General features: G+C 71.3%; 10 protein-coding genes and 2 pseudogenes. 6 read left to right on the forward strand and 6 right to left on the reverse strand.

What is annotated here, in order from left to right; all coding sequences use genetic code 11:
• Window positions 1-176: 176 nt before the first annotated feature.
• The 3 genes and pseudogenes from istB to ABD954_RS33465 form a co-directional block, all read right to left on the reverse strand.
• Window positions 177-1,011: pseudogene (gene istB / locus ABD954_RS33455) on the reverse strand (IS21-like element helper ATPase IstB).
• Window positions 1,008-1,655, reverse strand: coding sequence for a hypothetical protein (locus ABD954_RS33460; protein WP_345491849.1), 648 nt, complete (start codon window positions 1,653-1,655; stop codon window positions 1,008-1,010). The pseudogene istB and the gene ABD954_RS33460 overlap by 4 nt, the downstream one beginning before the upstream one ends.
• 13 nt (window positions 1,656-1,668) lie before the next feature.
• On the reverse strand, window positions 1,669-2,085 hold the full coding sequence (locus ABD954_RS33465) for a DUF3224 domain-containing protein (RefSeq protein WP_345483606.1): 417 nt from the start codon (window positions 2,083-2,085) through the stop codon (window positions 1,669-1,671).
• Window positions 2,086-2,200: 115 nt separating this feature from the next.
• On the opposite strand from ABD954_RS33465, the gene ABD954_RS33470 reads away from it, so the two are divergent.
• Entirely contained in the window at window positions 2,201-3,172 is a 972-nt protein-coding gene (locus tag ABD954_RS33470; protein ID WP_345483605.1) for a helix-turn-helix transcriptional regulator, read from the forward strand.
• Here ABD954_RS33470 and ABD954_RS33475 read toward each other — a convergent pair.
• Window positions 3,169-3,519 (reverse strand): annotated as a pseudogene (locus tag ABD954_RS33475) (integrase core domain-containing protein); the annotation flags it as partial. The gene ABD954_RS33470 and the pseudogene ABD954_RS33475 overlap by 4 nt on opposite strands.
• 264 nt (window positions 3,520-3,783) lie before the next feature.
• On the opposite strand from ABD954_RS33475, the gene ABD954_RS33480 reads away from it, so the two are divergent.
• The 4 genes from ABD954_RS33480 to ABD954_RS33495 all read left to right on the forward strand — a co-directional run bounded on the left by ABD954_RS33480 (window position 3,784) and on the right by ABD954_RS33495 (window position 8,686).
• Window positions 3,784-5,073, forward strand: coding sequence for an AAA family ATPase (locus tag ABD954_RS33480; RefSeq protein ID WP_345483604.1), 1,290 nt, complete (start codon window positions 3,784-3,786; stop codon window positions 5,071-5,073).
• Between the two features lie 187 nt (window positions 5,074-5,260).
• A complete protein-coding gene (locus ABD954_RS33485) occupies window positions 5,261-6,976 on the forward strand; it encodes a Mu transposase C-terminal domain-containing protein (RefSeq protein ID WP_382746112.1) in 1,716 nt (571 codons plus the stop codon).
• 79 nt (window positions 6,977-7,055) lie between these two features.
• Window positions 7,056-7,562, forward strand: coding sequence for an AAA family ATPase (locus ABD954_RS33490; RefSeq protein WP_345483602.1), 507 nt, complete (start codon window positions 7,056-7,058; stop codon window positions 7,560-7,562).
• A gap of 44 nt (window positions 7,563-7,606) precedes the next feature.
• Window positions 7,607-8,686, forward strand: coding sequence for a hypothetical protein (locus tag ABD954_RS33495; RefSeq protein ID WP_345483601.1), 1,080 nt, complete (start codon window positions 7,607-7,609; stop codon window positions 8,684-8,686).
• A 31-nt stretch (window positions 8,687-8,717) separates the two neighbouring features.
• Here the strand turns inward: ABD954_RS33495 and tpg are convergent, their stop codons facing one another.
• Both tpg and ABD954_RS33505 read right to left on the reverse strand, forming a co-directional pair.
• Entirely contained in the window at window positions 8,718-9,275 is a 558-nt protein-coding gene (gene tpg, locus ABD954_RS33500) for a telomere-protecting terminal protein Tpg (protein WP_345483600.1), read from the reverse strand.
• 524 nt (window positions 9,276-9,799) lie between these two features.
• The gene (locus ABD954_RS33505) at window positions 9,800-12,331 is read right to left on the reverse strand and encodes a DEAD/DEAH box helicase (RefSeq protein WP_345483599.1); all 2,532 of its coding nucleotides are present in this window, start codon (window positions 12,329-12,331) and stop codon (window positions 9,800-9,802) included.
• A 314-nt stretch (window positions 12,332-12,645) separates the two neighbouring features.
• Here ABD954_RS33505 and ABD954_RS33510 point away from each other — a divergent pair, with 314 nt between their 5' ends.
• Window positions 12,646-12,939 (forward strand): hypothetical protein, encoded by a 294-nt coding sequence (locus ABD954_RS33510; RefSeq protein ID WP_345483598.1) that lies wholly within the window; start codon window positions 12,646-12,648, stop codon window positions 12,937-12,939.
• Window positions 12,940-12,964: the final 25 nt, after the last annotated feature.

The following is a 12,964-nucleotide window of genomic DNA, read 5'->3' on the forward strand; positions in this document are numbered from 1 at the left end:
GCCGCTCGGGCCCCGCGCGGGGTCTCGCTTGTCGACCCTGCAATAGGCGGTGAGAGCGAGAGCTTCAGCCGTCGCTCTCACCACGAGACCGCTCTCGTCAGGCGGTGGCAGTGTCGTCGTCCCCAACGACCTGGCTTCTTTGAGCCGGTAGGCCCGGCGGTGGTCCGTTCTCGCGATCAGGCCGCGGCCGCTTTGCGCTTGGCGGTGGTGCTGGCGAGGCGGAAGGACTGAGTGCCGGTCTCGATGATGTGGGCCTCGAACGTGAGGCGGTCGACAATGGCCTGGCAGAGCCGCTTGTCGGTGAAGGTCTGGTCCCACTCAGTGAACGGCCTGTTCGATGCGATCGCGATCGCGTGCCGTTCCTCGCGTTCGGTGAAGAGCTGGAACAGCAGCTCGGCGCCGCGCCGGTCGAGCTTGACGTAGCCGAGCTCGTCGAGGCAGAGCAGGTCCACCCGGCCGTACTTCTTGATCGTGCGGCCCAAGCTGCTTGTCGCTGGCGGCCTCGGCCAGCTCGTTCACCAGGTTCGCCGCGGTCGTGTAGCGGACGCGGCCACCGGCCTCCGCGATCACGGTGCCCAGCCCGATCAGCAGGTGGGACTTGCCGGTGCCGGAATCGCCGATCAGGCAGAGCGGGTTGCCGGCCTGGACCCAGGCGGGCTGGGCGAGGGTGCTGATGACCTCGGGCGGGACGTTGGGGTTCTTCGAGAAGTCGAAGTCCTCGATGCGCTTGTTGCGAGGGAAGCCCGCCTCTTTGACCCGGCGGAACTTGCGCCGCTCGTCGCGGTCCTCGCACTCGCTCTCCAGAAGCTCGGCCAGGAAGTCCGCGCAGGACGCGTGCTCGCGCAGGGCCTGGGCGGCGAACTCCTCCCAGCGGCCGCGGATCGTTGACAGGCCCAGGTTCCGGCAGGCCGCGTCGATCGTGGCCGACGGGTCGGCCCCGCGCTGAGCGGGCAGGCCGAAGGAGCCCCACCGCCCCGTGGTCGCCGGGGCGGAGGAGGTGCTCTGCGTCATGCTGAGCCTTTCGGTTGGATAGAGAGCAGCTGGCCGTAGGCGGCCAGCGAGGGTTCCGGCCGGGTGTCCGGTGGCAGTTCAGGACGACGTGCGGGCAGGGAGATGACCTGCGCGGAGACGGTGTCCTGGTCTTCGGGCCCGTCTTCGGCGGCGGTGGCGTTCGAGGGCGGGGTGGTGACGACGGGCGGTGGTCCGCCGCCGGCGGCGACGGCCTTGCGGGCCTCGATCGCGACGAGGTCCGGGGAGACCGACCCGGCCTGGAGGACCGCGTTCATGCCCGCGACCACGGCCTCGCCGGGCAGCCGACGGTGCAGAAGGAGGACGTCGATAAGGGCCCGGGTGCCTTCCGCCCGGCCTCTGGCTTCGCGGGCGGCCGCCCAGAACGCGTCGTGGACCGGGGTGAACAGACCGCTTTCGCGGGCCGCGGCCAGGCCGGTGGAGTTCTCCAGGGCCGCGGGGCTGACGGTGGTTGTCGATCGCCGGCCGCCCCGGGCGGTGCGGGGCGGCCGGCAGAGGGCACGAGCGCCGCTTCGGCCGGACGGAGCGGCACTGTGGTCCGACCAGTACATCAGGGCCACCGGCGGGCCGTCCCTGAAGGCGATGCCGAGAGGGGCGTCCCGGCCCGGGTGGCGCAGGTGCGCCACCCGGGCCGGGAGCTCAGACGATCGCGTACGTGAAGGTGTACGCGACGGAGGTGTCCCCGTGGCGGTAGGTGAACCCGCCGGAGCCCGTCAGGCCGGCCAGCTCCCCGGTTCCCGAGCCGGGGACCACCTCGAAACGGCAGGTGGTGCCGGTGGCGTCGAAGCCGCCGCGCTCCTCCAGGACGAAGGTGCCCTTGCGGCCCTCGACGCCGCCCGAGAGCAGTTCCATGCCCGAGTAGGTGCCGACGTTCTCCCCGGTGTAGGCGATCGTGTACGAGCAGGAGGTCGCGGCCGCCTCGATCCCGCCGGAGAAGGCGTTGGTGACCGTGGCGTGGGCGAGGCTCGGGGTGGAAGCCGGGGAGCCGACGGGCTGCTCCTGCCAGTCGGCGAAGGTGAAACGGCCGGTCGTCTCACCGGTGGTCGGCGTGGGCATGCGTCATCCTCTCGGCTGGCCGGTCGGTCTCCTCCGCCCGGCATGCCCTCAGCCTGGCAGCCGTACCTGACACCTCCTGTCAGGTACGGCATCCCGTACCGCGACAATGGCCGCCATGCGCGCCGACCGGCTTCTCTCCCTGCTCCTGCTGCTCCAGAACCGCGGCCGGATGACCGCGCCCGAACTCGCCGACGCGCTGGAGGTGTCCGTCCGCACCATCTACCGGGACATCGAAGCCCTCGGCGCCTGCGGAGTCCCCGTCCTCGCCGACCGCGGCCCGGACGGCGGATACCGGTTGGCGGACGGCTACCGCACCCGCCTCACGGGCCTCACTGATACCCAGGCCGCCTCCCTCTTCCTCGCCGGCGCCCCGGGCCCGGCCCGGGAGCTCGGCCTCGGTGCCGACCTGGCCGCCGCCCAGCTGAAGCTCCAGGCCGCGCTGCCCGCCGCGCTCGCCGGCCGGGCCAGGCAGATTCAGGACCGCTTCCACCTCGACGCCCCCGCCTGGTTCCGGGACGCCGACCCCGTGCCGCACCTCGCTCAGATCGCCCAGGCCGTCTGGGACCAGCGGATCCTGCGCACCCACTACCGCCGGTGGCGCGGCGAGGTGCACCGCGAACTGCATCCGCTCGGCCTCGTCCTCAAAGGCGGCATCTGGTACCTCGTGGCCCAGACTGAGGGGGCGGTGCGTACCTACCGCGTCTCGCGGTTCCTGGCCGTGGACACCACCGCAGACGACTTCGAGCGGCCCGCAGACTTCGAACTCGCAGCCTACTGGCGCGTGTCCACCGACCGTCTCGACGCCGCCCTCCACCAGCAGACCGCCGACCTGCGGCTCTCGCCCCGCGGGCGGCGGCTGCTCCCGATGAGGTTCGGCGCCGCGGGGGAACGGGCGCTCGCACAGGCCGGCCCGGCCGACGCGGAAGGATGGGTACGGATCGCCCTCCCGGTCGAATCCGCCGCCGTCGCGGTCGGCGACCTCCTGCGCATGGGCGCGGACGCCGAGGTGCTCGGACCACCCGAACTGCGCGCCGCCCTCGCGGAGACGGTCACGGCCCTGGCGCAGCAGTACGGGGTGCACACCTAGGTGCATTGACCCGGAGCGTTGTTGACGCGGCTGATGGGGGGGTGTCCGTCGAGTGCGGTGTGGCAGCGGTGGTGGTTGTAGGTGTGGAGGAAGTCTGCCAGGGCTTCGGCCCGCTCGGTGTTCGAGGTGTAGGGCCGCAGGTAGGCCCACTCGTCCAGGAGGGTGCGGTTGAAGCGTTCCGCTTTGCCGTTGGTCTGCGGCCGGTAGGGCCGGATCTTTTTATGGACGATACCGGCTGAGGCGAGGTTCTGGGTGAAGAGCTTCGACTTGTAGCAGGCGCCGTTGTCGGTCAGGACGCGTTCGACGGTCATGCCGTGGGCGGCGAAGAACGCGTTGGCCCGGCGCCAGGTGTGAGTGGGTGGTGGGGTGGCAGTGGGTGGGCGTCAGCGGGATCGTGATGCGGATGTCCTGGTAGAGGGCGCGGGACGGGTTGTGCTTGCTGTCATGTGATGACCAAGCGGCTGATGCTGGGTGGCTAGCAGGTCTGGTTGCGGCTGTCATGAGTTTCGCTGTTCCTGTGTGAGGGGCGGGCGGGGTCGGGTGGGCTGGGCTGTATGACGGTTCACGGGGCGGCGGGTGTGGCCGAGGGCGGGGCAGGATCGGCTGGGGCTGTGCCGGCCGGGCGTGTGTCGTTGGCGCGGGGTGTGGTGGTACGCCGGCTTCTCGCGGTGGACGGGCAGGGAACGCTGACTGCGCTGCATGTGCGGATCGCGGCGGAGCTGGCGGGTGTGTCGGAGCGGACGGTGTGGCGGTGGCTGGCCGATGGGCGCCGGGGCTTCGTCGAGGCACGGCCGCGACAGGACGGGTTTTCGCTGAGTGACGCTTTGTGGGAGACCCTCGCGCAGGTCGGCGGGAACGTCGCGGAGTTGCGCCGCAGGATGATCCAGGCCCAGGAAGAGGGGACGCTGGAGGGGTGGGGTGCGCAGTGTGTGCCCTCGCTGCCGACACTGCACCGGGTGATCAAGCGGGATCTGAGGGCGGGCCGGGTTCTTGAAGTGGCGCGTCCGGCAGGGGCCCGGGCCGGGCTGGAGCCCAGCCGGTATGACCGGGCGCTGGCGGATCTGGGGCTCATGGACGGGCAGGGTGGTCCGCTGATTGTCGACGGGCCGCCCGCCGACGGGCCTGTTCCCGAGGGCGGGGCTCCGGATGCGGGCGCGCGGGGCGGTGGCGTGCGCTTGTACGTGCCGGGGGCCCGGCTGGTGTCGACTCGGCAGGTGGCCGCTGTTGTGGAGGCGGTGGGGCATACGGTCGCGGCGCGCGGGATGTGCTGTGTGTACGGGGACACGGGCCTGGGGAAGACGGTCGCCGTCGAGCAGGCGTTGCGTCTTCTGCCCGGCCGGGTGCCGGTGTGGCGGATGGTGGCCGGTGTGGCGCCCGGTCTGCCGCAGCTTCGGGCCTCGCTGTGTGAAGCGTTCGGGATGCAGTCGGGGGCGCTTGCGCACCGGGCCGGGTCGGCCAGCCAGGCTCTGGTGCGGGCACTGGCCGAGCCGGGTGTGCTGTTTGTCGATGACGCTCAGCGGCTGACGCCGCCGCTGCTGGACTATCTGCGGCAGCTGTGGGACGCGCCGGGCTGTGCGGCGGCGCTGGTGCTGTGCGGTGCGGGAAGCGAGCGCGCCCTGGCCCGCGCTTCGGCGCTGCGCTCGCGCGTGCTGACCTGGCACCAGGTCGGCCGGCTCGAGGCGTCACAAGTGCCGCAGACACTGACTCTGTTCCATCCCGTGTGGGCGCAGGCGGACCCGGACGACCTCGCGCGGGTGGACGAGCAGATGGCGCGCGGCAATCTCCGCACGTGGGCGAAGATCACGTCACATCTCTACGCGGCCCTCGAGCGCGATCCGGCAAGGCGTGTGGACCGGGAGCTGATCGAGCAGGCCTGCGCGCGTCTTGGCCCCTACCCGTGACGGTCCGCGTTGCGCGAAAGGCTCATGTACGGGGCCTCACCTGCTCCAACGAGGTGAACGAGGGCGTGCTCATGGAAGCGGACGAGAACGAAGGGGACATGGCGTGGACGGACAGTCGCTGCCGCCGCCGGACGATCCGGCGGGTGTTCTGGGTAAGGAGGCCCTGACGGCGTTGCGGACGCCGGCGGTGCGTCGTCTGCTGGCGCTGCGCGCCGAGCGGCGCCTGTCGCGGGGGCATGTGCGCCTGGCCGGGGAGTGCCTGGGCGTGTCGGAGCGGACGGTGTGGCGATGGCTGGCTGAGGCCTCACGTTCGCCGCAGGCAGCGCTGCGCCCCGGGGAACGCAGCGGTGACCGGTTCAAGATCACCAGGGAGATCCGGGTGCTGCTGGCGTACTGGCACGGCAACGCTTCCGCGGTCCACCGCCAGTTGGTGGCCCGGGCCGAGACCGGCCCACACGGCCACGGCGGTCAGCCGACGACCACGGCTGCATCAGCGGCTTCTCCCGCGGGCGCCCCGCCGGTCGCAGTGCCGTTGCTGGACCCGGTGCCGTCGCTGTCGACGTTCCTGCGCGCGGTGCGCCGTGACCTCACCGCGGGGGAGCGGGCCGGTCTCGCCGCGGGACCGGACGCGGCACGCGCCCACGATGTCTTCGGCAAGCGGGCGGCGTCCTGGCGCAATCACATCTGGGAGGCCGATCACGTCCAGGCACCGCTGCTGGTTGATGCCGATGGTGACCTGGTGCGCCCGTGGGTGACCTGGTTCATCGACACCGCCACCAAAGTCATCACCGGCACCGCGGTCACTCCTGGCGTCCCTTCCCGTGCCTCCGTGCTGGCGGCGCTGCGTGCCGCTGTGCTGCGCGAGGAGCCCTACGGTCCTGCGGGAGGGACGCCGGAGCAGGTGGGGGTGGACCGAGGCAAGGACTTCCTGTCCACCGCCGTCATCACGGCGTTCGGCACGATGGGCGTGACGGTGAAGGATCTGCCGGCCTACAGCCCCCATCTCAAAGGCACAGTGGAAAACCTCAACCGGGCCGTCGACCGGATGCTGTTCGCCGCCCTGCCCGGGTACACCCTCACACCCACGAAGCACCGCTCAGGACGGCGAAGCAAAGGCGCGGTCCGCAAGCCGGAGACGTCCGGTGCCATGTCGTTTCAGGACTTCACCGCGGAGGTGCTGGCATGGACCCACTGGTGGAACACCGAGCACCGCCCCCAGGCGCTCTCCGGCCGTACGCCGCTCGAGGCATGGCAGGCCGACCCGACCCCTGTCACCGACATCCCCGCCGCCGACCTGTGGACCTTCACCCTCGAGGACGACGGCCGGGCGCGGAAGCTGACCAGCCACGGGGAGCGGTGGCGCGGGCGCACCTACATCGCCCCGTGGATGACCGGCCAGGCCGGCCGTACCGTCACCGTGCGCTACATGCCGCACCACGATCACGAGATCGACATCTGCGCCGCGAACGGCAAGTATCTCGGGCCCGCGCATCTCGCGGACGCGGCTACCCCCGAACAACTCAAAGCCCTGCGCACAGCCCGTGCTGAGCGTGCCCGACGTCTGCGCGCCGAGGTGAAAGCCGCCGAGACGCTGCGCCGGCAGCGCTTCGCCCCGGCCACCACGGCCGGGCCGGCCCAGCGACTGGGAGCCCTCACCTGCGCTCAAGCCGGGGACGAACTGGCCGCCGCCGAGCACACCGACGCCTCGAAACTGGCGCTGCCGGACCTCATTCCGCCTGCCGCGCCGCCGGCCGACTGGCGTACCCCTGCCTCCCTGGCCGCACTGACCACACCAGGCCCGCCCGTCCGGTACCCGTATGGACATGACGGTGCTTCCGCCCCGGACGGCCCGGGCGGGCGGGCCGCACCTCCCACCACCGACGAAGACGGAGACGCCTCGTGAGCGCGGCCACCTACCAGTACGTCGACCTGCCCGACGCCTCCGTGGTCACCACTGCCGGGCCCGGCCCACCGCCCGTGCGGTGCGCTACGAGTTGTTCACCGCGCTCGACCTGGCCGGCGAGCCACCGCGCCACCCCAGCGAGTTCGACCGCCTGCTGAAGACCGCCCTGGCCGAACGCCCCCGTACCTTCCTCGTCGACGAGGCCCAGTGGCTCAACGGGGAGGCGTTCGAATACTTCCGCTACCTCTGGGACGAACCCTCAACCCAGCTCGCCATCATTTTCGTCGGCGGCGCGGGCTGCCACACCGTGCTGCGCCGCGAACCGATGCTGTCTTCCCGTGTCTTCATCTGGCAGCAGTTCACCCGCCTCACCCCCGACGAGGTCCTCGAGGTGATCCCGCTGTTCCACCCGGTCTGGGCCGACGCCGACCCCGAGGACATCACGTTCGCCGACAGCCACGCCGCACATGGCAACTTCCGCGCCTGGGCCCAGCTGACCGCCCACACCCGCACCGCCCTGGCACGCACCGGCCGCCCCCGCGTCGACCAAGAGCTGCTGCGCTGGGCCTTCAGCCGCCTCGCCTGACCACACCGTCAATGCCTCCCGCCCCGCCGCTGCCTTCCGTCACCGTGGTTCTCGACCGTCACGACGACACGCTGCACACGCACACCGCTCTGGCCGCCCACCACCCGTCGTCCGGCCGGATCACCCTGCACCCCGGCCCCGGCACCACCAGCGAGACCGGCCTTGCCCACGACCTTCTCGCCGCCCTGGGCAAACCGCCCCTGCTCCCGGGCCGCTTTCCCGCCGGGCGCCAGCCCGCCTGGGAAGCCGCCAACGCCTGGATGACCGCCCTGCCCGTTACCCGGCTGACCGTCCTGCGCGCCCACCGCCTCACCGCCCGCCGCACGATGCGCCTCCTGGAGCTGCATGCCCTCACCGGGATCCACCTGACTCTGGTCTGCCATCGCCCCCATCTTCCCGCCGCCCTGCACCAGGCCCTGCAGACGGCCGACTACTCCCTCACCACCGACTTCGACGCAGCCCGCCGCCACTACTACGGCACACCGGTCACCGAACCCCCACTCGCAGACGAGCCCGCCGGGCCGACCGGCCGGTGGCTCACCCTGCCCGCACTGGACCGCCTCATCTCCTACGACAGCCCCCGCCCCTGCACCGACCCGTGCACCCCGCCCCCGATCGCCTGGCGGCACCGCCCACCGCCCGCTCCTCTCACCGCGCACACCGCCCAGCAAGTCGCCCACCGACTGCACGCGGCGACCGCACATCCGCGCCTGGCCGCGGCCGTCGCCGCCGCACTGTTCACCGGCGCCTCCCTCCAGCAACTTGCCACCGCCCGCCCCCGCGACTACGACACCGCCGCGGCCACGCTCGCCCTGCACGACCGCGCCCGCTACACCGACGGCTGCGCCGCCCACCCCGTACCGCCCTGGGCGGGCGTCTTCCTGCGGGCCTCGGCTTGTTTCACCCGGCTTACCTCCGGTGAGGACCAGGAGCTGCTCGTCGGGCCAGGTGACCGTGGGCACCTGCTCCGCGTGGCGGAGACGGCCAGGCTGCGCCCGCCCCAGCCGCCCGCGGCTCGCCGCAAAGGCCCGGTCGGCCGTGTGGAGTGGGACTGGCGCGAGCGGAAGGAAGCCGAGAGGTACGAAGCAGTTCCGACCAGTCGCGTCAGGCCCTCACGACGCTGAACACCCTGACCTGTGACGCGACGGGCCGGGCTCAGCCGATCGAGATTTCGGCGAACGCGACGTCGCTGAATGCGATGTGCAGACCGTGGGCCCGGCGGCCCCAATCGCGAAAGTAGGCGTGTCCCAGCGCGCGGGCGAGGATCACCGTCTGCTGCTGCTCGCCCGCGCCGGCATCCCGTGCGGCGAAGAGCTCCCGGGCTACCTCTCCCGGCAGGTCCTGGGTGATCCACCGCACCCGCGGGTCGTCCGAGGACCCTGCAGGAGCCGCGAACCCGAATCGCGCCCTGGTATGGAAGACGAACCCCTCCGCCTCTGCCTGGGCACGCCGACGGGCCCGTACTCGCGGCTGCCACCGAGCCAGGACCGCTTCCTCGATCGCTCGCACCTGCGTCGGACCCGGGGGACGACGCGCTCCTGGTTTCATCGTCACCCACCGCTGCACGGTGCGCTGCGAGACCCCCAGCACGGCGGCCACCTGCCGGGTGGAACCCCGATGCGCCGCCAGCAGAAAACGCAGGCGGGCCTCGGTGCTTGAGGGAACGGGCCGGGTGCGCAACGCGCGCTCCAAACCCTGCTCGATCTGTCCCATGCCCGCCTCTCGAAGCGGCTGGCCGGCGGGGCCGACACATGCAGTCCGTTGCGTCAGTTCTCCCACGTCGTCTGCCCCTGCCTGCCAGTTTCTGCAAACTCCAGACAGCGCTGGCTGACGCAGGCTACGAGCCCCTGGGTGAGCATCCCGATAAGCCGAAGGAACGGGTCACGACAGACGCAACCGGCATCCCAGTGCTGTCCTTCTGGTACCGAGCCCAGGGCGAGGCGGGAGAGCTCCGCCGGGAGAAGACCTGGCGTGCCCCTCCGACTGCGCCTCGTCCACGACGCCGTCCGCTAGCGCCGGTTCCGGAGGCCTCACTGCCGCGCACCCCGGCGGGAGGCTGGGGGAGCAATGCGCCCTCAGGGGGGGTGGGGTGCTTCGCAGCAGCCACAGGATGATCCTTGGGCCTCCGGAGCGCTACAGAAGAAGATCAGCAGTCAGCAGGCGTACAGCGACGAACCTCCCTTCTGAGCACGGACCACCCGGTCTGCCCGGCACTCATACGACCGGGACCGCTGTGACTACGCCCACCGCATCCCGATCGTGGACAGCAGCTTCACGCGTTCCGGGGACAGCGTCGCCGCCCGGGAGCGCTGGTTCCCGACCCATGCCCCGAGCCGGATCTCTCGTTCCTCCCGCTGCTCCTGGTCTTCGCCGACGATGATCCGTTCGATGTGCTTGCGCGGCACCTGTAGGTGCCCCTCGCGCTCGTAGAACTGGCGGGCGGCGGCGTAGTTCATGGCCCACTTGTCGGCCTGCGACCGGCGCGGTTTCGGCTTCTCCTCCTCGGTGGCGGGTGTGATCCCGAGGACGTGCTCACACATCCATTGCTGCACGGTGGTGAGGTTGTCCCAGCCGAGCCGCTGCGCCCGCACCCATCGCCCGAGGTCCTCGCCCTGGTGCATGACCTCGCCGGGCTCGGTCGGCAGTGTGCCGCCGGCCTCCTCGAGGTGGAGCCGGACGAGGTGGAAGGCGCGTTGCCATTCCACCGGCCAGGCCGGGCACCAGGAGGGGTCGATGTCCTCCAGCTGCTCGCGCCGCTCCTGCGACAGGGCGCCGGACCAGGACTCCACCGGCAGACCCTCGGCCTGGCGCTGTTCGAGTTCCTGGGCGCGCCGGGCGGCGGCGCGGGCGTTCTTCAGCCAGGTGCCCACCCGGTAGCCCTGGTGCGTGGCATCGAGCGGGGCCAGGAGGTGCCCGTTCACCTCGGCCCACCCGCGCGCGGCGGACAGGCCCTCCTCCCATGCGACGTCGTAGTGGCTCCACACCATGCCGAGCTTCTCCAGCTGCGCGATGCGGTCTTCGTCCATGTCCCCGCGGGCGTAGAACCGGCGAGCGTCGGCGATCCACTGCCCGAGCGGGAAGTTGGCGAGCGAGGCCGGCCACCCGATCCCCTCCGCCTCCTCGCCCTCCGGCACGCGGTACGTGAACGGCACGCGAAGGTCGCCGTGCTCGCGCGCTAAGATGACGGCGGCCTCCACCCCGCGCCGCCAGTGCTCGTGCTCGGGGTTGAGGACCCGCAGGTTGATGAACGCCGCCAGCTGCGCCGGGTCGCGCGGCGTCGAGAACTTCAACAGCTTCCGCGCGGGCGCCGACGGCCCGCCGGACCCGTTCCCCTCACCCCGGCTCTCTTGGCCCCCGCTGCGGCTCTGAACGCCCCTGACACGGCTCTGGGCCTGCTGCTCGGCGAGCTGCTCCACCACTCGAGCGTCGTGCGCCCTGAGCGCCTCCAGGAGCTTGGCCAGCCCACCGAACGCCCTGGAGGTCAGCATGTTGTCCGGTGTCTCGCCGGGCCCGAGGAGCACCGGCACCACGAGGGACGCGACCTTGCCTTCGCCCGGGTGCATCCGCAGCGCGCGGCCGACGGCCTGGACGAGGTCGGGCATGGAGCCGCGGACGTCGGCCCAGTAGACCGAGTCACATTCCCGGGTGTCCACGCCTTCCCCGAGTACCTTCACCGAGCCCAGGAAGCCCTTTTCCACCACCGTGCCGTCCGTGGCGATGCCGGAGGCGAACTCATCGAGGACCCGCCGCCGGTGGCCCGGCTTGTGGTCGCCGCACAGCCAGTCCGCCCAGATCGTCTTGGGGTACAGCTCGGGGTCCGCGGCGTGCAGCTGCGTGGCGACGTCGGGCAGGCCGGTCGCGAACGCTTCGGCTTCCTTGACGACGTGGTGGAAGACCAGCGTCCTGCGGAAGCCTTCCTCGGCCGACGCCTTGAGCAGCGCGGTCTGGAGGGCTGCGAGCCGGGCTCCGCGGACCTCGTCCGAGCGGCCTTCGGCGCCCAGGAGCTGCGCGGCCTGGAGCTGGGTGTCGGTGATGTCCACGCACACCACCTGGTAGGGGGCACAGATTCCCCGGTCGATCGCCTCCGACAGGGTCAGGGTGAACGCCCGGCTGCCGAAGGGCCCGTCCGGGTCGTCCTCCATGCTCGCCACGAGCTCACCTGGCGCGCCCTGGTCGGCGTCCTCGTCCAGCTGCCACAGGCGGGGCGTGGCGGTCATGTAGAGGCGGCGCAGTGACGGGATACGGGTGTTGTCGTGGACGACCGCCCACGGCTTGCCCAGCCGCCCCGAAGTTCGGTGCGCCTCATCGACCACGATCAGGTCCCACCTGGGAAGGCCGGCGGCGTGTGCGCGCTCCAGCGTGCCCAGCCCGAGGGAGGCGTACGTGGCGAACGCGGTGACCTTGTCGAAGGGCCGCACCCAGTCGACCAGCTCGTCCACGTCCGTGGTGTTGGGGAAGGACACGTCCTCGCCCCGCAGGGACGAGACCCCGATCATCGGGCCCGTGCGGCCGGCCACGCGCCACGCGGCCTCGGTCTGGGTGAGCAGGTCCAGTGAGGGGACGAGGACCAGCACACGGCCCGCACGGAGCTTCTCCGCGCTGCGGGCCGCGACCCGGGTCTTCCCGGACCCGGTCGCCATGATCACCTGAGTCCGCAGACCCCTCCCGGGCGCAAGCGATCTTGCAGGCAATTCGAGGGCACGGACAACCGCGTCAATGGCTTCCTGCTGCGCCGCCTCACGCTGATCGGTTCGGCTCGTGATCGACATATCTGTCTGCCTTCTCCTGGGCTCTATGGGGCTGGAAACGGGAAACCTGCACGTAGATGGCGTGCGATCGGCTACGGTGAACCTCACCGGAACCCGGTCAAAGCCTCGGTCCAGTAGCGGGGGAGCTAGATCGAAAAGCCGATTCCTGACCTTAGTAGTGGTGCTGTCTGATACCAGAGTATATCTAGGCCCCTAAAATGAAGCACCGGACCGAAAAATCACGCGGAAGCCCGGACGGCAGGCAGGCAAGCGGACCAGAGACCACACCAGCCTTCCCCCCGGTGGATCGCCTGCTTGGGGGTACACGGGCCGGCATGGCACCGAAGAGCGAACACTCCATGTCCCTGCGGGCCGTACGCCAGCTGCGCCGGACCCGCTCCTTCTACACAGCCGGCGTCCTGTTGTGGGCGGCTGCAGCGGCCTGGACGGGATGGACTCACCCCGGAAGCCGGCAGATGTGGGTCTCCCTTCTCCTCCTGGCCGTCTTCGCAAGCCTGCTCGCCACCACCTCCCTGTGGCTGTACCGCCTCCAAGCCACCCCGATGCACCGGCCGGCCCATCACGCCCGGCCCCGACGGGCCGTCACCCCCCGCCACGCAAACGCCTGAACCCCACAGCACCCCCCACCCTGTA

The organism is Streptomyces roseoviridis, assembly GCF_039535235.1.
Lineage (GTDB): Bacteria > Actinomycetota > Actinomycetes > Streptomycetales > Streptomycetaceae > Streptomyces > Streptomyces roseoviridis.